Origin of the sequence: Streptomyces sp. NPDC048191 (assembly GCF_040652655.1) — a bacterium.
In the GTDB taxonomy this organism is placed as follows: domain Bacteria; phylum Actinomycetota; class Actinomycetes; order Streptomycetales; family Streptomycetaceae; genus Streptomyces.
Genome location: NZ_JBEZMO010000013.1, coordinates 37338 through 63115, shown reverse-complemented (window position 1 = coordinate 63115; position 25778 = coordinate 37338). Strand labels below are relative to the sequence as shown.

The following is a 25778-nucleotide window of genomic DNA, read 5'->3' as shown; positions in this document are numbered from 1 at the left end:
CCGGTGCACTCATTTCCGCACGGTCGCGGTCGCGGTCGCAGTCGCGGTCGCCGTACCGGCCGGGGGATCGGCCGTGGCCGTGTCCGCGCCGGTCTCCTCACCCGACACCGTTATGTCGGCGGTGCTCTGGACCGGCTTGCCGTGGACGGCCCACACGGTGCCGTCGTCGGCGTACAGGCGCGCGGTGACGTGGTGGGTGCCGTGCCGGACGAGTCCGTCGGGGAGGTGGTACCCGTGGGAGCGCAGCCCGGTGATCCGCCGGCCGTCGACGAAGAGGTACACGAGACCGCGTCCGGTGACCGCCTTCGGTCCGGCACCGGGCGCGGAGCAGCGGAAGTGGCGGAAGGTCAGCCGCACGTCCCAGCCGCCGCCGGAGTCGGGGGTCACCTCGACGCCGACCTCCGGAGCGCCCTTCTTGTCGACCTCGCGCAGATGCCGGCCGGTCCCGTCGGTGTCGTCCAGGACCTTGCCCACCGGCGAGGGCGAGACCGTGCCGCCCTGGGCGTGACCGGTCGCGCAGGCCGCGGCGCCGAGCGGCAGCAGGACGCCCGCCGCGAGCGCGGCGAGCGTCCTGCGGGTCCACGACGTCCTCGGCATGCCCGGAGAGTAGAACAACACTCCGGTCCGCCGAATCCGCCTCAAGTCTGGTTCCACCCGCCCCACGCGGTCCCCCTGACGGAGTACTCGATGCCCTCTTGCGCCTGCCCCCACCTATTCCTACGGTGTTACATAGGAATCAGGAGCGCAAGGGAGCGATCATGAGCGATGGGGGCACCTCTCGCGCGAGCGGGTTCGCGCGCGGGGAAGCGCGGAAGACCGCCGCGGGGCTGTCGTATCTCACCGGGTTCGGCAACGAGCACGCCTCGGAGGCGGTGCCGGGCGCCCTGCCCGAGGGCCGCAACTCGCCACAGCGGTCCCCGCTCGGGCTGTACGCGGAGCAGCTGAGCGGTACGGCGTTCACCGAGCCGCGGTCGCACAACCGCCGCTCCTGGCTCTACCGCATCCGCCCGTCGGCCGCGCACCCGGCGTTCACCCGCACCGACAACGGCGCCATCCGCACGGCCCCGTTCACCGAGACCGTGCCCGACCCCAACCGGCTGCGCTGGAACCCGCTGCCCGAGCCGCCGGCCGGCACCGACTTCCTGGCCGGCCTGTGGACCCTCGGCGGCAACGGTGACGCCACCCAGCGCACCGGCATGGCCGTGCACCTTTACCACGCCAACGCCTCGATGGAGCGTGTCTTCTCCGACGCCGACGGCGAGTTGCTGATCGTGCCGGAGCGCGGCGGACTGCTGGTGCACACCGAGTTCGGCCGGCTCGCCGTGGAGCCCTCCCATGTGGTGCTGATCCCCCGTGGGGTGCGCTTCCGTGTGGAGCTGCTGGACGACTCCGCCCGAGGTTATGTGTGCGAGAACTACGGGGCGCCGTTCCAGCTCCCCGACCTCGGCCCGATCGGCGCCAACGGGCTGGCCAACGCCCGGGACTTCCAGGCACCCGTCGCCGCCTACGAGGAGGCGACCGGCCCGGTGGAGGTCGTGAACAAGTTCTGTGGCAACCTCTGGACGGCGACGTACGACCACTCGCCGCTCGACGTGGTCGCCTGGCACGGCAACCATGTGCCGTACATCTATGATCTTCGCCGCTTCAATGTGATCGGCACCATCTCCTACGACCACCCGGACCCGTCCATCTTCACGGTCCTGACCTCTCCCTCGGACACCCCGGGCCTGGCCGGCGTCGACTTCGTCGTCTTCGCCCCGCGCTGGCTGGTGGGCGAGGACACCTTCCGGCCGCCGTACTTCCACCGGAACGTGATGAGCGAGTACATGGGCCTGGTCGAGGGGGCCTACGACGCCAAGGCCGAGGGCTTCGTGCCGGGTGGTGGCTCGCTGCACAACATGATGTCGGCGCACGGTCCGGACCGGGAGACCTTCGACCGGGCGAGCGCCGCCGAGCTGAGGCCGCAGAAGATCGACGACGGGCTGGCGTTCATGTTCGAGACCCGCTGGCCGGTGACCCTCACCCCGCACGCGACCGGCGCCGACCACCTCCAGCGGCGCTACGACGACGTGTGGCGGGGCCTCGAGCCTCATTTCCGCGCATGACGCCCCGGTTGCGCCCCATGTTCATCGACAGGTACGGATAGCCGCGTGACCTCCTTCGCTCCGGATTCGATCGTCCTGAACCGCAAGCTGCCGCTGTGGTACCAGGTGTCGCAGTCGCTGCGCGCCTCGATACTCGGCCGCTCCCCCGAGGACCCGCTGCGGCTGCCCACGGAGGAGCGGCTGGCGGAGCACTACGGCGTGAGCGTGCTGACCATGCGGCAGGCGCTGAAGGAGCTGGAGGACGAGGGGCTGATCAGCCGTCACCGGCGGCGCGGCACGTTCATCGAGCCCGGGGCGCGGCGCGGGGCGCCGGTGCGGCTGCTGGGCTCGGTGGACGCGATCGTGGCCCAGCAGTCCGGGATGACGACCGAACTGCTGGACCACGGCGGCGTGCCCGTGCCGCCCGGCCTCGCCGAGTACTTCCCGGACCTCGCCCAGGTGGCCACCTACCACCGGCTGCGCTGTGACGAGAAGACCGGCGAACCGACCAACCACGCCGTCAACCACATCCGCCCCGAACTCGCCGCGCGCATCGACCTGGAGGACCTGATCCGCTGGCCGATGACCAAGGTGCTCCGGGACGTCGTCAAGGCGGATATCAGCCGCATCACGGACACCGTGGAGGCGCGGCTCGCGGACCCGGAGACGGCCCGGCTGCTCCAGGTGCCGCTGCTCAGCCCGATCCTGCACTACACGGGTGTGACGTACGACAGCGGTGGGCGGGTGCTGGACGTGGCGGTGATCCAGTACCGGGGGGACCGGTTCTCGTTCACCGTCACGCTGGACGCGACCTGATACCGGGGCGGGACAAGGCCGTAGCATGCCCTGCGTGACGCACGACGACGCTCCGCTGCTGGCGGACCTCATGCCGTGGTCCGTCGCACCACTGCGGCCGGGCCGCGCCTGGCCGACGGCACCCGATCCCGGTTCCCTGAAGGCCCGCTGGGACGCCCTGCTGAAGGCCGAAGGGCCGCAGCGGGAGGCCCTGTTCGAGCCGACCCGGATGCGGAACCTCACCTCCGCCGTGGGGCAGCTGCCCGGCCAGTCCACCGGTACCGGGCGGCTGGCCCGCGCCGGGGGTCCCTGCGCCGAGCCGGTCCGCGTGCTGGCGGCGCCCTTCGACGAACAGTGGCTGATCCCGGACCACCGGCTGATCGACACGGCCCGGCCGGAGCTGTGGCGGGTGACGGACGCGCACCAGGTCTTCACGGTGGAGACGGGCGACGAGGACGACCCCCTCCTGGTGACCTCACTGCTGCCGGCCCTGCGCACGGGCCGTGTCCGCCCGCTGTACCGACGCCCCGGCGGCGCGGAACCGAACCTCGCGCCGGGACTGGCGGCGCATCTGGCCGGCCGTCTGGGCGGAGCCCCGGCGTCCCCCACGGACATCCTGGCCTGGATCCTCGCGGCCACCGGCCCCGGCCTCACCGTGCCGCTCACCGACGACCCCGCCCTCTGGTCGGCCGGCGTCGAACTGGGCCGCCGCATGCTGTGGCTGATGCGCCGCGACGGGGAGCGGCCCAAGCTGCCGGGCGGCCGCCGCCCCTACGTCCGCGCGCCCCTGCCGGTCCGGCCCCTGACCCTGGCCTACGACGAGGACGAGGAGACCCTGCACCTCGACGAGGGCCGCGTCTCCCCCGTCCCGGCGGAGGCGTGGGACTACGAGGTGGCCGGCACCCGGGTCCTGGAGTCCTGGTTCGCCGCCCGCACGACCGTGCCCGCCCCCGGCACCCTCGCCGCGATCCGCCCGGCGACCTGGCCGCCGGCCTGGACGTCGGAACTGCTGGAACTGATCACGGTCCTGGCACTGCTGGCGGAACTGCGGCCCCGGCGGGACGAGTTGAAGGTGACGACCTCGATCACGGCCACCGAACTCCGCGAGGCCCGTGTCCTCCCGGCACCGGAGGCGTCCCGCCGCCCCGCCTCGGTCCTGGACCACCACGAGGAGGGCCCGGAGGGACAGTTCACGCTGATCTAGGGCTGGTCGTTTGGTCTGCGGCGTGATCCAAACGGCAGGCCCCAGGTGCACTGTCCACCGGATCACGCCCCGACCACCGCCCGAAGACCCCGGCGGCGACTCCGAGGCGGCCGACGCCCTCAGCGCACCCCGCCACCCCTACCCGAAGACCCTGACAGCGACCCGGAACGGCTCCCAGGCAGGCAATGACCTCGACGCACCCCGCCACCCTTGGCCAAAGACCCTGACAGCGCCCCAGAGCAGCTCCCCCACGGACGACGCCCTCAGCGCACGCCGCCACCGCGCCACCTCGAAGGACCCAGCGGCAAGCCCAGAACGGCTCCCGCACGGGCGATGGCCGCCCGGAGGGCCTAGCGGCGGCGCAGAGCGGCTTCCAGGCGGGTGATGTCCTCGGCGTCCTTGGCGCGGCGGGGTCGTGAGGGGTCCCAGACGGGCATCATGCGCTTGATCTCGATCTGCGCGCGGGGGCTGACGATCGGCGCCTCGATGTCTTCGATACGGCCGGGCCGGGTGTCCAACAGCCCTTCCGGCCACGGCGTTCCGGCCCAGGGTCCACCGGCGACGACCACCCGTCCGGCCGTGTCCCGGTCCAGCAGGGTGAAGCTGCTGTCCAGCCCGTCCTTGACGAAGTCGAGCTGGAGACCGGGGGGCGGCCCGGGGACCGGTGTGTGCCCGAGGCCGGCCAGCATCCCGGCGAGGGCCGCCGCGTCCCCGGCCCAGGCGAACCAGTCGACGTCCCCGTGCTCCCGGGTGACCTCCCCCAGGAAGAAGTCCATCGCCCAGCCACCACGCAGCCACAGCGGGATGCCGCGGTCGCGCGCCGCTCCCAAGGTCTCCGCGATCAGATCGAGTTGCCTCATGTCGGCCGCCCCCACCACGTACGACCGGCCTACCGGGGCGCGAACGCGTCCAGGACCCGCCCCAACGCCCGCTCGAAGACCGCCTCCAGATCGATCGGGCCCGCGTCCTCCGCGAACGCCGCCGCCATCCTCGGATACGCCCCGGATGCGACCTGCCCCCCGAGATAGGCGATCCGCACCGCGTTCTCCTCGTCCTCCGACCACGGCAACGCCCGCACCCGCTCCGCCGTGTCGAGCTCGTTGCGGACGTACGTCGTCACGACGCCGTTCACCATCGCGATGAGCTCCAGCTTGGTGCCGTACGTCGTCTCCAGCGGGTCCAGGCAGGCCAGGCAGTGCTCCAGGTACCGCAGGGCGTGCGGGCTGAAGCCGTACACGGGGGACATCAGCCGGGGAATCCAGGGATGCCGGTGCATCAGGGACCGCGTCTCCCGGGCCACCCGGAGCATGTCGGCCCGCCAGTCCCCGCCCGGCTCCCACAGGACGTGTTCGGCGCTGACCGCGTCCATCATCAGCTCGTACAGGTCCTCCTTGCGGGGGACGTAGTTGTACAGCGACATCGTGCCGCAGCCCAGCTCGGCCGCGACATGCCGCATGGACACCGCGTCGAGTCCCCGCTCGTCGGCGATCCGGACCGCGGCGGCCGCGATGTCCTCGCGGGTGTACGCCGGCTTCGGACCCCGTCCGGTGCGCTCGGGGCGCGCCCAGATCACCTCGGGAACGGCCCCTCGGACTGCCATCGATCACCACCTCGACAACCATCGTAGTTACGTACGGCGTACGTAATGCGCTATGGTCGACCCATGACAACTACGTACGCTGTACTTAGTGAGGGTCTGGAGAAGCGCTTCGGCGCCGTGCACGCCCTGCGCGGGCTGGATCTGGCCGTGGCCGGGGGCACCGTCTGCGGGCTGCTCGGCCCCAACGGCGCCGGCAAGACGACGGCCGTGCGGCTGCTCACCACGCTGCTGCGGCCGGACGCCGGCTCGGCGCGGGTCGCCGGGCACGACCTGGTGCGGGAGGCCGCCGCCGTGCGCGGCCGCATCGCCGTCACCGGGCAGTACGCCTCGGTCGACGGCGACCTCACCGGACGCGAGAACCTGCGGCTGTTCGCCCGGCTGCACCGGGTGCGCGGTCCGGCCGCCCGGGCCGACGCGCTGCTGGAGCGCTTCGGTCTGACCGAGGCCGCGGGCCGCAGGGCCTCGACCTACTCGGGCGGCATGCGGCGCCGGCTGGACCTCGCCGCCAGCCTCATCCGCCGCCCCGACGTGCTCTTCCTCGACGAACCGACCACCGGCCTCGACCCCGTCGGCCGCTCCCACGTCCGGCAGGCGGTGTGCGACCTGAAGGCGCAGGGCACGACCGTCCTGCTGACCACCCAGTACCTCGAGGAGGCCGACCAACTCGCGGACGACATCGCCCTGCTGGACCGGGGCCGGGTCGCGCACACCGGCTCGCCCGCCGAGCTCAAGGCGGTCGTCGGGTCCTACGTCCAGGCCGTGGTCGCGGACCGGGAGGCGCTGCCGAAGGCGGCGGCCGTCCTCGACCGGCTCACCGGGCGGCAGCCCGATCTGCACCACGAGCGCAACGCCGTCGGCGCCGTCACCACCGACCCGACCCTGACCCTGCCGCGCCTGGTGCGCGAACTCGACACGGCGGGCGTGCCGTTGCTGGACGCGAGCCTGCGCCCGCCCACCCTCGACGACGTCTTCCTGCGGCTCACCGGCGAGAGCGGTCCGGGGTCCGCCGACAGCGAGGAGCTCGCGGCATGACCACGTTGGCGTCGGCGTACGACGGACTGGCGATGACCGGACGGCAGCTGCGCCGGGTCCGCAACAACCCGGGCCTGGCGATCCTCACCCAGATGATGCCGATCAACATGCTGCTGTTCTTCGGCTACGTGTTCGGCAGCGCGTTGGCGATGCCCGGCCGCGAGTACCGGTCCTTCCTGGTGCCGGGGCTGCTCGTCGCGACCGCGGCCGGCGGGCTGATGACCGGCATGTTCCAGGCCGCCGCGGACACCCACCGGGGCGTGATGGACCGCTTCCGCACCATGCCGGTGAGCCGGGCCGCCGTACCCCTCGGGCAGGCGGTCGCCGACCTCGTCGTCACGACCGTGGGGACCGTTCCCCTGCTGCTGGTCGGGCTCGCGGTGGGCTGGCGGATCGAGGGGTCCGCGCCCGCCGCGGCCGGTGCGGTGGGCCTGCTGCTGCTCTTCCGTTTCGCCTGCACCTGCGCCGGGATCTTCCTCGGGCTGCTCACCCGCAGCGAGGACGCGGCCGGGCAGCTCGGCGCCTCCTCCTTCGTGCTGCCGTTGCTGTCCAACGCCTACATCCCGACGGACAACCTGCCGCGCTGGCTGCGCGCCCTCGCCGAGTGGAACCCGATCAGCGCGGTGACGACCGCCCTGCGGGACCTCTTCGGCAACGCACCGGTCCCGCCGGGCTCCGCCTGGCCGGTGGCGCACCCGGTCGCCGGGGCGCTCGGCTGGAGCCTGGTGCTCACCGCGGTGTTCCTGCCGCTCGCCGTGCGCCGCTACGCACACGGGGAGCGCTGACCGGGTACTGACAGATCCGCCGGTCACGGGCCATGATCCGGTCATGGAACAGCGCACGGATCAGCAGCCCCTGCCCCTGGAGGGCATCACCGTCGTCGCCGTCGAACAGGCCGTGTCCGCGCCCTTCGCGACCCGGCAGCTCGCCGACCTGGGCGCCCGGGTCATCAAGGTGGAGCGGGTGGACGGCGGCGACTTCGCGCGTGGCTACGACACGGCGGCCCGGGGTCTCGCCTCGCACTTCGTCTGGTGCAACCGCGGCAAGGAGTCCCTGGCACTGGACCTGAAGGACCCGCGCGGGCTGCACGCCGTACGGCGGCTGATCGCGGACGCGGACGTGTTCGTGCAGAACCTCGCCCACGGGGCGGCGGCCCGGCTCGGCCTCGACGCGGCCACGCTGTGCGCGGCGCACCCACGGCTGATCGCGGTGGACATCTCCGGATACGGCTCCTCGGGGCCGTACGCGGACAAGCGGGCGTACGACATGCTGGTGCAGTGCGAGGCGGGGCTCGTGTCGGTGACCGGGACGCCGGAGCAGCCGGTGAAGGCGGGGGTCCCGGCGGCGGACATCGCGGCGGCCATGTACGCGTTCTCGGGCGTCCTGGCGGCGCTCGTGCGGCGGGGGACGACCGGGCGGGGCGGTCCGGTGGAGGTGTCGATGCTGGAGGCGCTCGCCGAGTGGCTGGGACATCCGCTGCACCACACGATGCATGGGGGTGAGCCCCCGGCGCGCACCGGTCTGGCGCACGCCGTCATCGCGCCGTACGACGCCTATCCGACGGCCGACGGCGGGCGGGTGCTGCTGTCCGTGCAGAACGACCGGGAGTGGCGGCGGCTGGCCGAACAGGTCATAGGGCAGCCGGAATTGGGAACGGATCCGGTGTACGCGACGAACGCGTCACGGGTCGCGAACCGGGAGAAGACGGACGAACTGGTGGCGCGGGCGCTCGGCGCACTCGACGCCGATGAAGCGCTGGCCCGGCTGGAGAAGGCGGGCATCGCCTGCGCCCGGCTGCGGGACCTGCACGAACTGGCCGGGCATCCGCAGTTGGCGGCCCGGGAGCGGTGGCGTGTGGTGGGATCGCCGGCCGGGCCGCTGCAGGCGCTGCTGCCTCCCATCACACTGCCGGGCGGGGACGAGGCGCGGATGGGTGAGGTGCCCGCGCTCGGACAGCACACCGAGGCGCTGCTGCGTGCCGTGGGGATGACGGACGACGAGATCGCAGCGATGCGCCGGGACGGTGTGGCGGCCTGAGCACGGGCACCCGGAGCGCTCCCAGGGGGCCGCCTGACCTGCGGGCGGGCTCAGTGGCCGCTCAGTGGCCGCCGAACAGCGAGCGGCGCAGCCGACGCAGCGGCGCGAAGAGGGAGACGCGGCTGACCCGCCGACCCCGGTCGCTGCGCTGGTGTGCGGTGTCACGCGCCGTCAGCTCGCGCATCAGGGAGGTCGCCTCGACCGTCTCCCGCTGCGGTATGGCGGGACCCGCCAGCACCGACAGATGGCGGTCGAGCCGCGAACTGGTCGCGCTGCTCCCGCAGGTGATCGCAGGGACCCTGGCCCTGCTGCGCACTGTTATCTGCTCCATGTCACTCCCCACCCGTACGAGTCCACCCGGCCCGGGCAGGCTAACCCTATCGCCCCACCGGGGCACGCGTGTATCGCGGCCACAGGATTCACCTTCCCTGCAAGGCTGTTGACCATGCGACTTCGACTACTCTCCGAATCCGACCGATTTCAGGGTGAGTTGGACAATGGGCTGGCTGGTGGGCTGCGCTGAGCCGCCATCAGGCTCGACGGTTACGGCGAGTGACGTCGAGGACGTGTCGAGACCCTTCGCGACCAAGGGCGTGTCGCCCGCGAAGAGCCCGAGGGAGCGCGGTTGTGCGCGCGGGCGCATGAGCCAGAGCTGGCGGACGCGGCCGCCGGCCGGGGTGCCGTATCCGCTGAGCGTGACGACGGCCTCTCGCGCCGAGGCGGAAGCGATCACTCCGATACCGCGGCCCCGGGCGTCCTTGCTGCTCGTGGCGCGGGCGTCGGGCGCGGCCAGAACGTGGGCGATCTCACGTCCCCGGGCCTGCTCCGCGTCCAGCCGGTCCTGGGTGTGGTGCGCCTGGACGGCGAAGAGGGAGGCGACCACGAGGGCCGCCGCCGCGGTGGCCGTGGCGAACGGCACGAAGAGAGGGCGTGAGCGGGGCGCACGGGTGCGTCCCGGCGGGGGCTGGGTGCCCCAGACGTGCGGCGGCAGCTGCGGCGTGCGCTCCGGCACCCGGGCCTGGTCCTGCGGGGTGGTGCGTACGGCGGCCAGCACCCGCTCGCGCAGGGCGGGGGGCGCGTGGGCCGCCGTGGACCAGGCGAGGCGCACCGCGTCCTCGCCCAGCTCCCGCACCTCGGCGGCGCACCGGTCGCAGCCCTGCAGGTGTTTCTCGAACCGGCGCCGCTCGCCCGGTTCCAGGGCGTCCAGCGCGTAGGGCGCGGCGAGCGAGTGCAGGTCCTCGCGGCGCAGCAGCCTGCCCAGGATGCTCATGCGGCCCCTCCCAGGCACTCGCGGAGCCGGGTGAGTCCGTCACGCATCCGCGTTTTGACCGTGCCGAGCGGCAGCGAGAGCCGCTCGGCCACCTCACGGTACGTGTAGCCGTCGTAGTAGGCGAGGGTCACGGACTGGCGTTGCAGGTCCGTGAGCCGGCGCAGACAGCGGCGCACCCACTCGCGTTCCATGCCGGCCTCGACCTCCTCGGCGACCTGGTCGAAGGCGGGCTCCCCGGCGCGCAGGGCCTCCCGCTGCTCGCGTTCGCCGGCCGCGCGGGCGCTGCGCACCCGGTCCACGGCGCGGCGGTGGGCGAGGGTGAGGATCCAGGACAGCGCGCTGCCCCGGCCGGGGTCGTACCGGGCGGCCGAGCGCCAGGTCTCCAGCAGCACCTCCTGGGCGACCTCCTCGGACTGGGCGGGGTCGCGCACCACCCGCCGTACGAGTCCGAACACCGGCCCCGACACCAGCGCGTACAGCTCCTCGAACGCCCGCTGGTCGCCGCCCGCGACCAGCACCAGCAGTTCGTCCGCCTGCATGCGGGCCCCCTCTCCGTGGCCGCAGCCGGCCCTTCCGCGCACTCCACGCATCCGCACGAACGCACACCTCCCGCGGTTGATACGGATCGGCGGGCCGAAAACGCGGGCCGGACCGTGCCCAAAAGTTTTTCTCCGGCCGACCAATCCGATCGGCGCGCCGGCTCCGTATACCCGTCCGTCAAAGGCAAGTCGGCACTGAGGACGGACGGCATGACACCTCTCTTCTCCAGGAGCGGCACGGGACGCACGGGCCTGGTCTCGCTCCTCTGCGGCGCGCTGGCGGCCGGGGGGCTCACCGCCGCCGGCGTGGCCGCGCTGGCACCAGGGGCGGCCTCCGCCTCCTCCCACCGGGAGGCCCCGCTGATCTCGGGGACACCGCAGTACGACAACACCGACCTGTACGCGTTCGTCAGCCCGGACAAGCCCGACACGACGACGATCGTGGCCAACTGGATCCCGTTCGAGGAGCCGGCCGGCGGACCGAACTTCTACACGTTCGCCGACGACGCCCAGTACGACATCCACGTCGACAACAACGGTGACGCGCAGGGCGAGTTGGTGTTCCGCTACACCTTCAAGACGCACACGAGGAACGGGAACACGTTCCTCTACAACACCGGCCCCGTCACCAGCCTGGACGACCCCGACCTCAACATCACGCAGACGTACGACATCGATCTGATCCGGCTGAAGAACCAGCACGTGACGTCGGACACGAAGATCGCGGACGACGTGCCGGTGGCGCCGTCCGACGTGGGCAAGGCGTCCATGCCGGACTACGGCAAGCTGCGCGCGCAGGCCGTGTACAAGACCGCGGGCGGCGCCGCGACCTTCGCCGGGCAGGCGGACGACCCGTTCTTCGCCGACCTGCGCGTCTTCGACCTGCTGTACGGCGGGAACCTGAGCGAGGTCGGCCGGGACACCCTGAAGGGCTACAACGTCAACACCATCGCCCTGCAGGTGCCGAACGACCTGATCCGCGAGTCGTCCGGGCAGCCGGTCGTGGGCATCTGGTCCACCACCCAGCGCCGGAACGCGCAGGGCTACTACAGCCAGGTCTCGCGCCTGGGCAACCCGCTGGTCAACGAGGTCGTCAACCCGCAGAAGGACAAGGACAGGTTCAACGCGTCCCAGCCGTGGTACGACGCGCAGTTCCTGAAGAACGTCACCAACCCCGAACTGCCGAAGCTCATCGAGTCGATCTACAAGATCAAGGCGCCCGCTGAACCGCGCAACGACCTGGTCGACGTGTTCCTGAAGGGCGTGAAGGGCCTCAACCAGCCGCCGAACGTGCGGCCGGCGGAGGAGCTGCGCCTGAACACCTCCATCAAGCCGGCCATGCACCCCAAGCGTCTCGGCGTCCTGGACGGCGACAACGCGGGCTTCCCGAACGGACGCCGGCTCACCGACGACGTGATCGACGAGTCCTTGCAGGTCGTCGAGGGTGAACTGGTCGGCTCCAAGAACGACTTGGGCGACGCGGTGGACAAGAACGACAAGGGCTTCGAGAAGTACTTCCCGTACGTCGCCGAGCCCACCCCCGGTTCCCGCGGCCGGCTCGCCAAGGGCACGACCGCCGGCACGGACGTGCGCAGCCAGCTGGGCGACGCGCTCCAGCCGGCCGGGTCCTCCTCCGGCGGCTCCGGCAACACGGTGCTGATCGCCGCGTCGGCGGCCTCGGGCGCGGCGGGCATCCTGCTGCTCGGCACCGCGGTCGGCTGGTGGCGCCGCCGCATCCGCCGCCCTTACTGACCCCCCACCCCAGAGCGGCGCGGCCCGTATCCCCCTCCCCCACGGCGGGCCGCGCCTTTCCGTCCCGACCACCTTGGAGAGGCCATGTCTCCCCGTACGAACGACGACGCGGCCGACGAGGCCGGCGCGCGGCAGGCGGACCCGGAGCAGGACGCGGCGGCACCGGCCGCGGTTGCCGTGACCGCCTCCGGTGCCGAGAGCATGCCCCCCGGGACCGGGGAGACCCCGGCCTCCGGAGCCGCCCGGCGCCTGCCGTCCGACAGCGCCGAAGCCGCGGCCTCCGCCCACGAGGGGCCCTCCGCCCACGAAGAGCCCTCGGCCCGCGAAGACTCCTCCGCCCACGAAGAGCCCTCGGCCGGCGGAGCCGGGGCGGTGCCGCCCGGCACCGCCGAGGCCCCGGCCCCGGGCTTCGAGGAGCCCGGCTGCGAGGAGGTCTCCGGCTCCGAGCCGCGTGTCGCCGCCCTGCGTCGGTTCGCCGCCGCGGGACGGCGCTGGCGTGCCGTGCAACTCGCCGGGTGCGCGGCGCTGCTGGCGGTCGCGCTGACCGGCGGAGCGATCGCCGTGGGTGCGGGCCGGGCGCCCGCCACCGTCCCGGCCGCCTCGGCCGCCGTGGACCCCGGTGTCCTCGGTGGCGGCAACCTGGACGCGAGCATCGCCGCGCTCCAGACGCATCTGCGGACCCAGCCCAAGGACTCGGCCAGCTGGGCCACCCTGGGCCTGGCCTATGTCGAGCAGGCGCGGACCAAGGGCGACCCCTCCCGCTACCCCCAGGCGGAGCAGGCGCTGAAGCGGTCCCTCGCGCTGGCCCCGGACAACGACCCGGCGCTGGCCGGCCGCGCCGCCCTCGCCGCCGCCCGGCACGACTTCAAGGACGCCCTGACCTACGCGGACGCGGCGCTGCGGCAGAACCCCTACAGCGAACGCGCGCTCTCCTCCCGTATCGACGCCCTGGTCGAACTCGGCCGGTACGCCGAGGCGTCGAAGGCCGCCGAGACCGCCGACGCCCGCAAGCCCGGCGTGCCGGTCTTCACGCGGTACGCCTACGTGCACGAGCTGCGCGGGGACGTGACCACGGCACACCGGGTGCTCGAACAGGCGCTCGCGGGCGCCACTTCGCCGGGCGACGTCGCCTACGTGGCCGCCCAGCTCGGCCAACTCGCCTGGAACCAGGGCGACTACAGGACCGCCCTCGGCTACTACGCCCGTGCCCTCGCCGCCGACGACACCTATCTTCCGGCGCTGGAGGGCCGTGCGCGGGCGCAGGCGGCGAGCGGCGACCGCGCGGCGGCCGTCAAGGGGATGGAGACGGTGGTGTCCCGCTATCCGCTGCCGGGTCCGCTCGTCGAACTGGGCGAGCTGTACGAGGCGCGGGATGCCGCCGGCGACCGGGCCAGGGCGCGGCAGCAGTACGCCCTCGTGGACGCCTGGATCGCACTGGCCCGGGCCAACGGCGTCAACGCCGACCTCGACACCGCGCTGGCCGCCGCCGACCACGGCGACAAGGCGGCCGCCCTGCGCGCGGCCCGCGCCGAATGGGCCCGCCGGCACACCGTGCACACCGCGGACGCGCTGGCCTGGGCGCTGCACGTCAACGGCCATGACGCCGAGGCCCTGCCGTACGCCCGCCGGGCCACCGCCACCGGGTACCGCAACGCCGCCTTCCGCTACCACCGCGGCATCATCGAGCTGGCCACGGGCCACCGCGCGGCCGGCCGTGCCTCGCTCACCTCGGCCCTGCGCCTGAACCCCGGCTTCTCCCCGCTCGGCGCGGCCGAGGCCCGCAAGGCCCTGGAGGCCACGCGGTGAAGCGACGTCTCGCGTTCCTGCTGCTCGCCACCGGCGCCCTGACGCTCCTTCCCGTCGGCTCGGCGAGCGCCCACCCGCTCGGGAACTTCACCGTCAACCGGTACGACGGCCTGGTCGCCGCTCCCGGGCAGCTCCGCGTCGACCACGTCGAGGACCTCGCCGAGATCCCGGCGACCCAGGCCGGGCCCGACCTGAGGCGGCTGGGCACGACCGGCTGGGCCCGGCAGCGGTGTGCGCGGGCCGCCGCGGACAGCAGGCTGACGGTCGACGGCCGTACGGCCCCGCTGACCGCCGTCGGCGGCACGGCGCGACTGCGTCCGGGACAGGCCGGGCTGCACACCCTGCGGCTGGAGTGCCGGCTGACGGCCCCGCTCCCCCGCGGCACCACCGTGACCGTCGGATTCCACAGCGCGGACACGGCGAGCGGACCGGGGTGGCGGGAGATCACCGCGCGTGGCGACCGTATGACGCTCACCGCGACGGACGTGCCGAAGGCGTCGGTCTCGCGCGAACTGACCACGTATCCGAAGGACTTGCTGTCCTCCCCGGCCGACACCACCGCCGCCGCCCTGCGGCTGCGCCCCGGCGGTCCGGCCCTCGCCGAGGAGCGGCAGGCGGAGCCGGGCGCCGCCGTCCTGCCGCGGGGCGCCGACCGCTGGACCCGCGCCCTCGACGACCTCGTGGCCCGCCACGACCTCACCGTCGGCTTCGCCGCGCTCGCCCTGCTCGTCTCGGTCGTCCTCGGCGCGCTGCACGCGCTCGCTCCGGGCCACGGCAAGACCCTGATGGCCGCCGCGGCGGCGGCACGCGGGGGCCGGGCCCGGCTGCGGGACGTGCTGCCGCTGGCCGCGTCGGTCACCGTGACCCACACCCTCGGCGTGGTCGCCCTGGGCCTGCTCGTCACGGCCGGCTCCGCCGCCACGCCCGCGGTGATCGCCTGGCTGGGCATCGCCGGCGGGGTGCTGGTCCTGGCGGCGGGCGCCGGCCTCGTACGCAGGGTGTGGTCCGCCCACCGTCATCACCCCCCTCACCATGTCGAGCACACCCATGGGGTACACGACCACGGCGATCCCCACGCCCATGGGGAACATAGCCATGGGGAACACAGCCACAGCCACCCTGGCCATACCCACACGCACGCCCATGGGGGCCACACCCACACCCACGGCGGACACACCCACACGCACCCCACCGCACCCACCCTTCGCGGCACGATCCTGCTCGGCTTCGCCGGTGGGCTCGTGCCCAGTCCGTCCGCCGTGGTCGTGCTGGTCGGTGCCGCCGCGCTCGGCAAGGCCTGGTTCGGGCTGCTGCTGGTCGTGGCCTACGGTGCCGGACTCGCGCTGACGCTCACAGCGGCCGGGTTCGCCGTGGTCCGGCTCGGCTCGGGGATGACGCGCGCACTGGAGCGGCGTCCGCGCTGGACCGCCCACCCGGTGGCCGCGCTGGTGCGCCGGTCCGTGCCGCTCGTGTCCGCGCTGGTCGTCATGGCCCTGGGCGCGGGTCTGGTGCTCAAGGGGGCGGCAACCGCGCTTGGCTGAGCTACTTTGGGGAGACGTCGCACGACTTGCCTGGGGGCGCCCGTGACCGAAGAATCGGGCCGCGAACGTGTGATCGCGGGCCGCTACCGTCTGCTGTCCGCGCTGGGCGAGGGCGGCATGGGCACGGTATGGCGCGCCCGGGACGAGGTGCTGCACCGCGAGGTGGCCGTCAAGGAGGTGCGGGCCCCGGCCGGACTGCCGGCCTCCGACGTGGAGCGGATGTACGCGCGCCTGGAGCGCGAGGCGTGGGCGGCGGCCCGGGTCGCCAACCGCAACGTGGTCACCGTGTACGACGTGGCCGTGGAGGGCGGGCGGCCCTGGATCGTGATGGAACTGGTGCGCGGGCTGTCGCTCGCCGACCAGCTGGAGGCGGAGGGTCCGCTGTCGCCCCAGCGGGCGGCGCACATCGGTGCCGAGGTGCTGTCCGCGCTGCGCTCCGCGCACGACGCCGGGGTGCTGCACCGGGACGTGAAGCCGGCCAATGTGCTCCTCGCGAACGACGGCCGGGTGGTGCTGACCGACTTCGGGATCGCCTCGGTCGAGGGCAGCTCCGCGCTGACCATGACCGGCGAGGTGATCGGCTCGCCCGAATTCCTCGCCCCGGAGCGGGCGTTGGGGCGCACGCCGGGTCCGGAGTCGGATCTGTGGTCGCTGGGCGTGCTGCTGTACGCGGCCGTGGAGGGCTCGTCGCCGTTCCGGTACGACACCCCGATCAGCACCCTGCGTGCCGTGGTCGACGAGGAGTTGCCGCCGCCGCGCCGGGCCGGGCCGCTGGCCGGGGTCATCGAGGGGCTGCTGCGCAAGGACCCCGCTGAGCGGCTGGACGCCGAGCGGGCGGAGCAGGAGCTGCGGATCGTGGCGGCCGGGGGTGCCCCCTCCGGGGGAGGCGCTCCCCGGGCGGCCGCGCTGCCGGTGCCGCCCTACGCCACCCACGGGCAGCCGGTGCCGGGGCCGTTCCCGGAGCCGTCCCCCACTCCTCCCCTGCCCGTGACCGGCACGACCACGTCCGAGGCGCCGGAGCGCAGCCGGCGGGCGGGTGTGGTGCTGGTGGCGGGACTGCTCGCGCTCGTGCTCGCGCTGGCCGGACTGACGTACGCCCTGCTGAACCACGACCACGGCGACGGGCAGGGGAACGCGGACGGCAACCGGGCGGGCGGCGGTGTGCGGACGCCGAGCGCGCACCACAGCACCGATCCGGGGACGACAGCGCCTCCGACGGCGAGCAGCGGCGCGCCGTCGAGCTCGCGGCCGGCACAGTCCGTGCACGTCACGCTGGCCGGCGCGCACACGACGTACGCCGGGAACTGTCCGCCGCCGGCCGGGCAGACGCCCGCGTTCACGGCGACGTTCACGGTGGGGCGGCTGCCCGCGCAGGTGGAGTACCGGTGGGTGACGACGCGTGGGTCGGTGTCGGATCCCGGCTGGCGGACGCTGTCCTTCCCGGACGGGGGCGGCACGACCCGGCAGGTGCGGGTGACCCTGACGGTGTACTCCGGCGGCGGGACGACCGAGGACCAGATCGCTGTGAAGGTGCGCGCTCCCGTGCAGACCACGTCGAACGCCGTCCCGTTCGCGGTGAGCTGTACGCCTACGGCGACGGAGACCCCGTCGGACGGGGCCTCCGCTTCGCCGTCGGGCTCGCCGGAGAGTTCACCCTGAGGGGCGAGCCCGTTCGGGTCACGCGTTGTTCGTGAACACCGGCAGATAGCCGCCCGAGTGCCCGGCGGCGGTGGGGTGGTACGACTCGCCGATGTCGAGCCAGTTGACGCTGTGCAGCCAGGAGTCGCCGGAGCAGATCTCGTGGCTGGAGAACGCGGAACGGACGTCGCCGAAGACGAAGCCGTGGGCCTGGGCGCGCTTCTGGATGGCGGCGTCGATGTAGTCGGCCGCGCCGTTGATCGCCGATCGCTTGGTGTCGGAGAGGCCGAGGCAGGTCTGGCCGAGCAGGTAGAACCGGGGGTAGCTGAGCACGACCACCCGGGCGCCCGGAGCTTTGGCGCTGATCGCGTTGTAGACGGTGTCCAGCTTGCCGGGGAGCGTGGAGTCGACGTACGCCTTGGCCGTGTTGATGCGGGAGATGCAGGCGCTGTCGGACTGGACCACACAGGTCGTCATGACGTCGGAGAAGCCGGCGTCGTTGCCGCCGATGGTGATGGACACCAGTGAGGTGGAGGAGTTCAGCGAGCCGAGCTGATTGGCCATCACGTCGTCCGTCGTGGCGCCCGAGCAGGCGTTGAAGGCGAACGAGGACGGGCTGTGGGCGGCGTTCCACAGGTACGGGTACGCCTTCGTGCTGCGGTCGCAGCTGCCGCTGGAGCTGGTGTAGCTGCCCGCGCCGACTCCGGAGGAGTAGGAGTCGCCGAGTGCCACGTAGCCGCCGGTCGCGGCCGTCGCGTGCCCGGCTCCGGTGAGTCCGAGGCCGGCGGCGAGGAGGAGCGAGGTAACGAATCCGGTAAGTCGGGAACGTCTCATGGAACCTCCCTTTAGCAGGATCTCTGCCGCAACCGTCGTAGCAACTACGCGTGTTGACGGGAAGTGTCCATGCCAAGACTTTTAGGGTCTCAACAGGATCAACGCGAAACGTTCACCGCCCACCTATTGCGTGGACATGTCATCGCTGTTGACGGTTCGACAACCACCGTCTTGACGACCCCACATGGACTGCGCCACATTGAAGCCCGGCATCCGGCGCGTCGGGGGGCAAAGTCGCCAATGCAGGCCATACGCATCAAGACATCTTCATTGCCGCTGCTCGCAGGGGCGGCGACCGCCGTCGCACTGGTCGGCGCGCTGCTCGCTCTCATCGACTCCGCTTCTTCGCTGCGCGGCCCGTCCACCCTGTTCTTCCTGCTCGCGGCGCCGGCCGTGGCGTTCGCCGCGGCGCTGCGCGGGCTGGATCCGTTCGGCCGCACGCTCTGCGCGCTTGCGGGCTCGGTCGTCGTCAACATGCTGGTTGCCCAGGGGATGCTCGCGGTCCACCGCTGGTCGGTCCGCGGCGGGGTGGTCGCGGTGACCGTGCTGAGCCTGTCGCTTCTACTCCTGGCCCTGCTCCGGGAACGAATTTCCGGAAAACGCATACAAGACCGAGCAACACCGGCCAAAGTAGAGTAACGGTCAAACCAACAAAAAGGTGAGGCAGCCTTCCAGGGCTTGCCTTTCGGGTTCAATCATCAATACCGTCATACATCTCACCCGCACCGGCACGTCGGCACACGGCTCCAGGGGAGGGCTCAGGGGCCACGGCGCCACCGGCGCGGGGCGCGGTAGGGGGGTGCCGTGCTCGGTGACCGCAACTGTGACCGAGTCGTGCCGCGCGACCGGCTGCCGTATTTCTCCGGCAGACCGGCCAGCTTTGCCAGCTCATCCGCCTGCACGGAGATCGATTCGCAGATCGATCTCCCGTGCCGAAGATGAGAACCCCCCTTTCGAACCGGACACAGAGCCGGGCTGCCCGGGGGTGGGCGGTCCACCGGACGAGAGGGAAAAAACTCATGAGTTCCGTCCTGCGCCCGCCTAGTTCAGGGCAAGATCCGTTAATCGCCACCCACTACCGGCCGATCTCCTCCCACCTGGCGATCACACCGCCGGTGAGCGTGGTGATTCCCGCCATGAATGAGGCGGAGAATCTGCCCTACGTCTTCAAGACCCTTCCGGACTGGATACACGAAGTCGTGCTGGTGGACGGCAATTCCACCGACGACACGGTCGACGTGGCCCGTTCCCTGTGGCCGGACGTCAAGGTCGTCGAACAGCACGGCAAGGGCAAGGGGGATGCCCTGATCACCGGGTTCGAGGCGTGCAGCGGCGACATCATCGTGATGGTCGACGCCGACGGCTCGGCCGACGGCGGCGAGATCGTCAGCTATGTCTCCGCGCTGGTCTCCGGCGCCGACTTCGCCAAGGGCTCCCGCTTCGCCAACGGCGGCGGCACCGACGACATGACCTTCATCCGCAAGCTCGGCAACTGGGCGCTGTGCACCGTCGTCAACCGCAAGTTCGGCGCCCGCTACACCGACCTGTGCTACGGCTACAACGCGTTCTGGCGCCACTGCCTCGACAAGATCGACCTCGACTGCACCGGCTTCGAGGTCGAGACGCTGATGAACATCAGAGTGGTCAAGGCCGGCCTGAAGGTCCAGGAGATCCCCAGCCACGAGTACCTCCGCATCCACGGCACCAGCAACCTGCGGGCCGTGCGCGACGGGCTGCGAGTGCTGAAGGTCATCCTCAAGGAGCGCTCCAACCGGCGCGAGCTGCGCCGCCAGGAACACCACTCGCCGATGCTCGACACGGTCCGGGGAGAGGTGTCTTGAGAGATCCCGGCATCTCCGTCGTGATCTGCGTGTACACCGAGGACCGCTGGGAGGACATCCTCGCGGCGGTCTCCTCGGTACGCGCGCAGTCGTACCCGGCGCTGGAGACGCTCCTGGTCGTGGACCACAACCCGGTCCTGAAGGACCGGCTGGAGCGCGAGTACAAGGAGAACGAGGGCGTCCGGGTGCTGCCCAACGCGGGCCCGCGCGGCCTGTCCGCGGGCCGCAACACCGGCATCGCCGCCTCCCACGGCGAGGTGATCGCCTTCCTGGACGACGACGCCGTGGCCGAACGCGACTGGCTGCGCCGCTTCGCCGAGGGCTACGCCGACCCGCGCGTCATGGCGGTCGGCGGCCGTACCGAGCCCGTCTGGGCGTCGGGCCGGCGGCCGGCCTGGTTCCCGGAGGAGTTCGACTGGGTGGTCGGCTGCACCTACAAGGGGCTGCCGCCGGGCCGGGTCCAAGTCCGCAATGTGCTGGGAGGAAACGCTTCCTTCCGGCGTACGGCGTTCGAGGCCGCGGGCGGCTTCGCCACCGGCATCGGCCGTGACGGCGACCGCCGCCCGCTGGGCTGCGAGGAGACGGAGTTGTGCATCCGTCTCACCCGGGCCCGCCCCGACGCCGTCCTGCTCATCGACGACCGCGCGGTGATCCACCACCGGGTGCCCGAACCGCGCGAGCACTTCGCCTACTTCCGCACCCGCACCTACGCCGAGGGGCTGTCCAAGGCACTGGTCGCCCGCAGCGTCGGCGCGGACAAGGGACTGGAGTCCGAACGCCGGTACACCACACGGGTGTTGCCCGCCGGGGTCGCTCGTGGCCTGCGGGACGCCCTGCTGGCCCGGCCGGGCGGCGCGGGACGCGCGGGCGCGATCGTCGCCGGGGTGCTGAGCGCCGCCGGCGGTTACGCGCTGGGCAGCCTGCGCGCCCGGCGGGGCGGTCCGAGGTTCTCGGTCGCGCCGGTCCAGTGGGGCGGCGAACGGCCTGCGGGCGGCGCCGCGCCGGCCGCGGCCGGCGGTGAACCGGTCCACGGCCGGGCCGAGCGGGCCGGCGGCGCCGGCCCCGCCCAGGAGGGCCGCGCACCCGGCACGGGACCGAGCGGGCGGGACCAAGGGGGCACCGATGACTGACACGCCCGTGCCGATCCTCATGTACCACTCCGTCGCCTCCGCCCCGAACGACGCCACGCGTGCCCTGTCGGTCGCGCCGGAGGCGTTCGCGGAGCAGATGGCGGTCATCGGCGACCTGGGCCTGACCCCGGTCACCACCGCCGACCTCGCGACCCGCTGGCGCACCGGCCGCCCGCTGCCCGCGCGGCCGGTGCTGATCACCTTCGACGACGGCTACGAGGGCGTGCACCGGCACGCGCTGCCCGTCCTCGCCAAGCACGGCTACCCGGCCACGCTGTTCGTCTCCACCGGCTGGATCAGGGGCGCGTACGACACCGGGGGCGGTCTCGACACCATGCTCGACTGGCCGCAGGTGTGCGAACTGGCCGCCGCCGGGGTGGAGATCGGCGGGCACAGCCACACCCATCCGCAGCTCGACCAGCTCGACGACGGCGCGCTGCGCACGGAGCTGGCCCGCTGCACGGAGATCGTCGCGGACGAACTCGGCACCCGGCCGGTGTCGTTCGCCTACCCCTACGGCTACTCCAGCCGCCGGGTCCGCCAGGCCGTGCGCGCGGACGGGTACGCCCAGGCGCTCGCCGTCGGCAACGCCCTCGCCCGCCGCCGCCAGGGACCGTACGCGCTGCAGCGGGTCACGGTCCGGCGCGGCACCGGCGCGGAGGAGTTCGAGCGGCTGCTGCACGGCCGCGCCATCGCCCGCACCTTCGCCCGGGACCGCGCCCTGACCAAGGGGTACGCCCTCGTCCGCAGAGCCCGCCAGGTCCGCCGGAAGGCCATCCGTTCCCGTGTCTGACACGACCACCACGACCGAGTCCGCGACGACCGGCGCCGAGGCGCCCGAGAGGCCCGTGCGCCGCTTCCGGCTGCCCGGCACGGGCCGGTCCGGCGACGGCAGCCCGCTGTTCCGCAACGCCTATGCGCTGATGCTCAACACGGGCATCTCCGCCGTCCTCGGACTCGGCTTCTGGCTGGCCGCGGCGCGCTACTACTCCGAGTCGGCGGTCGGACAGGGTTCGGCCGCCATCGCCGCGATGAAGTTCCTCGCCGGGCTGACCGCGGTGACCCTGACCGGCGCCCTGGCCCGCTTCATCCCGGTCGCCGGCAAACGCACCGGCATCCTCATCTTCCGTACTTACGCGGGCAGTTCCATGCTGGTGGCGCTCGCCGCCGGCGTGTTCCTGCTGAGCCTGGACAGCTGGGGGCCGTCGTACCGGTTCCTGCACGGGACGGTCAACGGCCTCGGTTTCATCCTGGCCGTCATCGCCTGGAACGTGCTCACCCTGCAGGACGGCGTGCTGACCGGACTGCGCACCGCGACCTGGGTCCCGGTCGGCAACACCGTGTTCTCGGCCGTGAAGCTGGCCCTGCTCGTCGCCTTCGCCGTCGCCATCCCGACCACCGGCGTCTTCGTCTCCTGGGTGGCCGCGATCGCCACCTCGGTCGTGCCGCTGGGCTGGCTGGTGTTCCGGCGGCTGGTGCCCCGGCACGTGAAGGCGACCGAGGGACGGGCCGACCCGCCGACGCTGAAGCAGGTCGGCAGGTTCCTGGCCGGGGACTACACCGGCTCGCTGTTCTCGCTCGCCGTGATCTACCTCGTCCCGGTGATCGTCGCCGCGCAGGTCAGCTCGGCGGAGAACGCCTACTTCTACATCGCCACCACGATCGGCGGCACGACGGACCTGCTCGCCATCAACATGGGCGCGTCGCTCACGGTCGAGGGTTCGCACGACCCGGCGCGGCTGGCCGCCAACACCCGCGCCGCGCTGAAGCGGATGGCCAGGATCATGCTGCCGATCGCGGCCCTGTGGATCATTGGGGCCCCGTGGATCCTCGGCGTGTTCGGCGAGGGCTACGCCGCCGCGGCGACCCCCCTGCTGCGCTGGCTCGCGCTCGGCTCGGTGCTGCGGGTCGTGATCGAGACGTACTTCGCGGTGCTGCGCGCCCGCAGCCGTACCGCCGGACTCGCCTGGCTCCAGGGCCTGTTGTGTCTGCTGGTGCTGAGCCTGACCCTGCTGCTCCTGCCCCGGATGGGGCTGACCGGCGCGGGTGTGGCCGAGGCCGCCAGCCTCGCGGTGATCGCGGCGATCGCCGCGCCGAAGCTCTGGAAGACCATCCGGACCGCGCCCGCCACCGTGCCCGACACCGCGGCACCCGACGGGGACCTCGCCGACCTGGGCACCGTCCCCCACTCCCGGCTCCGCTCGGGTGGGGGGACCTCCACCGTCATGGCCGGCTCCCCGGCACGCCGGACCGGCCCGGCCTGGGCGCTGGACTCCGACACCCTCGCCCTCGGTATCCACGTCGACTTCGACCACGTGGAACGCCGGCCCGACGTCCGCCCGGGCCCCGGCACACCGCCCGCCGGCACGCCGACGCCCCCGCTGGGCCTTCCCGTGGAGGAGAGGGAACCCGGCAGCGAGGCCTCACTGGGCCCGGCCGAGGCCGAACTGCTGCGGGAGGCGGAGGCGGCGGAGGTCGACGCGCCGTTCTCGCGGGAGGAACTGGAGGGAGCCTTCGGTACGTTCGACACGGGGGCCGGTTCCGCCGTGGCTGCGGCCGCCCCCGACACCGCCGTACCGGACGAGACCGCTGCCGAGGAGCCCGTGCCCGAGGAACCCCCGGCTCCCCTCCTCCCCCTCCGGCGGCGCCTGCTGCCCACCCGCTCCGGTGTCGTCCTCGGCTGTCTGCTGATCGCCGCGCTGCTGCTGTACTGGGTGCCCGCGCTGCGGCTCGGCGAGGCCGACCTGGACCGGATGGGCGGCCTCGGCCTGGTCTCGGTGCTGCCGCTGCCCACCCTCGTCGGAGCGGCCCTGCTGGTCGTCGTGTTCGCCGCGCTGCTGTGGCTGCGCCGCGAACACCGGGTGCTGCTGCTGCTCACCCTGCTCGCCACGGTCGTGTCACTGCACGCGCTGCCCGCCGTGATCGAGAGCGAGCCCCGGTTCCCGACGGCCTGGCAGCACCTGGGATTCATCGACTACATCGACCGCACCGGGTCCGCCGTGCCCGACCTGGACGCCCGCTGGAGCTGGCCGGGCTTCTTCGCGGTGGCCGCGTTCGTCGGCCGGGCCTGCGGGGTCACCGACTTCACCGAGGTGATCCGCTGGTGGCCGACGGCGATCCAGCTCGCCTACCTGGCCCCGATGTTCCTGCTCACCCGCTCGCTGCGGGCGGGCTGGCGGGCGAAGTGGACCGGCGTCTGGCTGTTCGTGCTGTGCGGCTGGGTCGGCCAGGACTACTTCTCGCCGCAGGGCTTCACGTATCTGCTGTACCTGGTGTTCGTGGCGGTCCTGCTCGTCTGGTTCCGGCCGCCGCGCGTGATCTGGACGAGGTTCCGTCCGGGCGAGACCGAGGTGGAGCCGGCCGACCGCCGCCAGCGGGCCGTCCTGCTCCTGGTGCTGATCGGTCTGTACGTGGCGAGCGTGCCCGCCCACCAGCTCACCCCGTTCATCATGCTCGGCGTGCTCGCCGCCCTGGTCCTGATCGGCCGCTGCGAACTGCGCGGACTGCCGCTGCTGTTCGCGGTGCTGGTCGCGGTCTGGGTCGGCTTCATGGCCGAGCCGTACTGGTCCGGTCACTTCAACGACCTGTTCGGCGGGGTCGGCGGCGTCGGCAGCAATGTCTCCACCTCGGTCTCCGGCCGTATCCAGGGCGGCAGTTCCACCCACAAGCTGGTGCTGTACACCCGGGTGCTGCTGGCCGGCTCGACGATGGTGTTCGCCTGCTGGGGCTGGTGGCGGAGGCGCTTCCACCGCTACCGCGAGCGCTCGCTGCTGGTGCTGACCTTCGTGCCCTTCCTGGGCTTCGGCATGCAGTCGTACGGCGGGGAGATGGCGCTGCGCGTCTTCATGTTCGCGGTGCCCGGCGCGACCCTGCTCGCCGCCCTCGCCCTCTTCCCGCGCGCGGGCGTCACCGCGAAGGAGCGCGAGAAGGACCGGGTGAGCCTCGCTCCGCTGGCCGCGCTGCTGGCCGGGCTGCTGCTGATGGGCGGCTTCCTGGTGGCCCGCTGGGGCAACGAGCCGTTCGAGCGCACCCGGCCCGGCGAGGTCGCGGCCATGAACTGGGTGTACGCCCACGACAAACCGACCGTACGGCTGCTGTGGCTGACCCAGGATCCGGTGAACGACGTGACCCCGGCGATGCCGTGGGGCGCGAAGGACATGGAGCGGGTGAACTACGTGCCGACGCTCGCGCCGACCGACCCGGTGCTGGTGTCGGGCCTGGTCAAGGCGCTCAAGGACGCCGGCCCGCACTCCTATCTGATGATCAACAAGAGTCAGGTGACCTATCTGCAGCTGGACGCGGGCTACTCCACGACCTGGGAGCCGCGGCTGGTCGAGAACCTGGACGACCGGCAGGAGCTGACGAAGGTCCTGGTCAACGACGACGTCACGGTGTTCGCCCTGCGCAAGCAGCCGGCGGGCGCGGTGCCGAAGCCGAAACCGGGGCCGATCGGGCCGCAGGTGACCTGGACCCCGTGGTCGGTGGTCGGCGCGCTGGCCGCCGTCGTCCTGGTCCTGCTGCTGGCCGCACGCGAGGTGGCCCGGGTCGCGATCCGGCCCGGTGTGCGCCGGCTGCGGCTGCTCCAGGGCACGTTCTGGTTCGCGCTGCCCCTGCTGGCGGTGGTGCTGGCCTCGCTGGTGCAGCGGTTCCTGACCATGAAGTGAGGGGGGTGGCC

General features: G+C 72.7%; 22 protein-coding genes. 15 read left to right on the top strand and 7 right to left on the bottom strand.

Features of this window, described 5'->3' with window-relative positions:
• Positions 1-9: 9 nt before the first annotated feature.
• Positions 10-597 carry a hypothetical protein gene (locus AB0D93_RS21715; RefSeq protein WP_362121635.1) on the bottom strand — a complete coding sequence of 196 codons (588 nt, stop codon included), beginning with the start codon at positions 595-597 and terminating at the stop codon, positions 10-12.
• Between the two features lie 161 nt (positions 598-758).
• On the opposite strand from AB0D93_RS21715, the gene hmgA reads away from it, so the two are divergent.
• From hmgA to AB0D93_RS21700, 3 genes are read left to right on the top strand one after another with little or no spacing between them, the layout of a single operon-like run.
• On the top strand, positions 759-2105 hold the full coding sequence (hmgA, locus tag AB0D93_RS21710) for a homogentisate 1,2-dioxygenase (RefSeq protein WP_362121633.1): 1347 nt from the start codon (positions 759-761) through the stop codon (positions 2103-2105).
• A gap of 45 nt (positions 2106-2150) precedes the next feature.
• Positions 2151-2900, top strand: coding sequence for a GntR family transcriptional regulator (locus tag AB0D93_RS21705; RefSeq protein WP_362121631.1), 750 nt, complete (start codon positions 2151-2153; stop codon positions 2898-2900).
• A gap of 25 nt (positions 2901-2925) precedes the next feature.
• Positions 2926-4083, top strand: coding sequence for a type ISP restriction/modification enzyme (locus AB0D93_RS21700; RefSeq protein ID WP_362121629.1), 1158 nt, complete (start codon positions 2926-2928; stop codon positions 4081-4083).
• A gap of 350 nt (positions 4084-4433) precedes the next feature.
• Here the strand turns inward: AB0D93_RS21700 and AB0D93_RS21695 are convergent, their stop codons facing one another.
• Positions 4434-4943: an aminoglycoside adenylyltransferase gene (locus AB0D93_RS21695; protein ID WP_362121627.1), complete on the bottom strand. Its 510-nt coding sequence runs from the start codon at positions 4941-4943 to the stop codon at positions 4434-4436.
• A gap of 29 nt (positions 4944-4972) precedes the next feature.
• On the bottom strand, positions 4973-5683 hold the full coding sequence (locus tag AB0D93_RS21690; RefSeq protein ID WP_362121625.1) for a TetR/AcrR family transcriptional regulator: 711 nt from the start codon (positions 5681-5683) through the stop codon (positions 4973-4975).
• Positions 5684-5746: 63 nt separating this feature from the next.
• On the opposite strand from AB0D93_RS21690, the gene AB0D93_RS21685 reads away from it, so the two are divergent.
• Genes AB0D93_RS21685 through AB0D93_RS21675 form a run of 3 tightly spaced genes read left to right on the top strand, consistent with a single transcriptional unit; the run spans position 5747 to position 8752 of the window.
• The gene (locus AB0D93_RS21685) at positions 5747-6715 is read left to right on the top strand and encodes an ATP-binding cassette domain-containing protein (protein WP_362121623.1); all 969 of its coding nucleotides are present in this window, start codon (positions 5747-5749) and stop codon (positions 6713-6715) included.
• A complete protein-coding gene (locus AB0D93_RS21680; protein WP_362121621.1) occupies positions 6712-7500 on the top strand; it encodes an ABC transporter permease in 789 nt (262 codons plus the stop codon). The genes AB0D93_RS21685 and AB0D93_RS21680 overlap by 4 nt, the downstream gene beginning before the upstream one ends.
• A gap of 43 nt (positions 7501-7543) precedes the next feature.
• Complete coding sequence (locus tag AB0D93_RS21675; protein WP_362121619.1) at positions 7544-8752, top strand: CaiB/BaiF CoA-transferase family protein; 1209 nt, start codon at positions 7544-7546, stop codon at positions 8750-8752.
• 61 nt (positions 8753-8813) lie between these two features.
• On the opposite strand, the gene AB0D93_RS21670 is transcribed toward AB0D93_RS21675, so the two are convergent.
• The 3 genes from AB0D93_RS21670 to AB0D93_RS21660 form a co-directional block, all read right to left on the bottom strand.
• The gene (locus AB0D93_RS21670) at positions 8814-9083 is read right to left on the bottom strand and encodes a hypothetical protein (protein WP_079161579.1); all 270 of its coding nucleotides are present in this window, start codon (positions 9081-9083) and stop codon (positions 8814-8816) included.
• A 126-nt stretch (positions 9084-9209) separates the two neighbouring features.
• The gene (locus AB0D93_RS21665; protein ID WP_362121617.1) at positions 9210-10022 is read right to left on the bottom strand and encodes an anti-sigma factor; all 813 of its coding nucleotides are present in this window, start codon (positions 10020-10022) and stop codon (positions 9210-9212) included.
• Positions 10019-10561: a sigma-70 family RNA polymerase sigma factor gene (locus tag AB0D93_RS21660; protein WP_362121615.1), complete on the bottom strand. Its 543-nt coding sequence runs from the start codon at positions 10559-10561 to the stop codon at positions 10019-10021. The genes AB0D93_RS21665 and AB0D93_RS21660 overlap by 4 nt, the downstream gene beginning before the upstream one ends.
• Before the next feature lie 210 nt (positions 10562-10771).
• Between AB0D93_RS21660 and AB0D93_RS21655 the strand changes: the two genes are divergently transcribed.
• From AB0D93_RS21655 to AB0D93_RS21640, 4 genes are all read left to right on the top strand, one after another.
• The gene (locus tag AB0D93_RS21655; RefSeq protein ID WP_362121613.1) at positions 10772-12313 is read left to right on the top strand and encodes a DUF4331 domain-containing protein; all 1542 of its coding nucleotides are present in this window, start codon (positions 10772-10774) and stop codon (positions 12311-12313) included.
• A gap of 84 nt (positions 12314-12397) precedes the next feature.
• The gene (locus AB0D93_RS21650) at positions 12398-14119 is read left to right on the top strand and encodes a hypothetical protein (protein WP_362121611.1); all 1722 of its coding nucleotides are present in this window, start codon (positions 12398-12400) and stop codon (positions 14117-14119) included.
• Positions 14116-15660 (top strand): nickel transporter, encoded by a 1545-nt coding sequence (locus AB0D93_RS21645; protein WP_362121609.1) that lies wholly within the window; start codon positions 14116-14118, stop codon positions 15658-15660. Before AB0D93_RS21650 ends, AB0D93_RS21645 begins: the two co-directional genes overlap by 4 nt.
• A gap of 42 nt (positions 15661-15702) precedes the next feature.
• The gene (locus tag AB0D93_RS21640) at positions 15703-17319 is read left to right on the top strand and encodes a serine/threonine-protein kinase (protein ID WP_362121607.1); all 1617 of its coding nucleotides are present in this window, start codon (positions 15703-15705) and stop codon (positions 17317-17319) included.
• 18 nt (positions 17320-17337) lie between these two features.
• On the opposite strand, the gene AB0D93_RS21635 is transcribed toward AB0D93_RS21640, so the two are convergent.
• Positions 17338-18132 (bottom strand): SGNH/GDSL hydrolase family protein, encoded by a 795-nt coding sequence (locus AB0D93_RS21635; RefSeq protein WP_362121605.1) that lies wholly within the window; start codon positions 18130-18132, stop codon positions 17338-17340.
• 240 nt (positions 18133-18372) lie between these two features.
• Between AB0D93_RS21635 and AB0D93_RS21630 the strand changes: the two genes are divergently transcribed.
• From AB0D93_RS21630 to AB0D93_RS21610, 5 genes are all read left to right on the top strand, one after another.
• Positions 18373-18771 (top strand): hypothetical protein, encoded by a 399-nt coding sequence (locus AB0D93_RS21630; RefSeq protein WP_362121603.1) that lies wholly within the window; start codon positions 18373-18375, stop codon positions 18769-18771.
• Between the two features lie 380 nt (positions 18772-19151).
• On the top strand, positions 19152-19973 hold the full coding sequence (locus AB0D93_RS21625; protein ID WP_362121601.1) for a glycosyltransferase family 2 protein: 822 nt from the start codon (positions 19152-19154) through the stop codon (positions 19971-19973).
• Complete coding sequence (locus AB0D93_RS21620; RefSeq protein ID WP_362121599.1) at positions 19970-21103, top strand: glycosyltransferase family 2 protein; 1134 nt, start codon at positions 19970-19972, stop codon at positions 21101-21103. The genes AB0D93_RS21625 and AB0D93_RS21620 overlap by 4 nt, the downstream gene beginning before the upstream one ends.
• Positions 21096-21896 (top strand): polysaccharide deacetylase family protein, encoded by an 801-nt coding sequence (locus AB0D93_RS21615; RefSeq protein WP_362121597.1) that lies wholly within the window; start codon positions 21096-21098, stop codon positions 21894-21896. Before AB0D93_RS21620 ends, AB0D93_RS21615 begins: the two co-directional genes overlap by 8 nt.
• Positions 21889-25767, top strand: coding sequence for a lipopolysaccharide biosynthesis protein (locus AB0D93_RS21610; protein WP_362121595.1), 3879 nt, complete (start codon positions 21889-21891; stop codon positions 25765-25767). The genes AB0D93_RS21615 and AB0D93_RS21610 overlap by 8 nt, the downstream gene beginning before the upstream one ends.
• Positions 25768-25778: the final 11 nt, after the last annotated feature.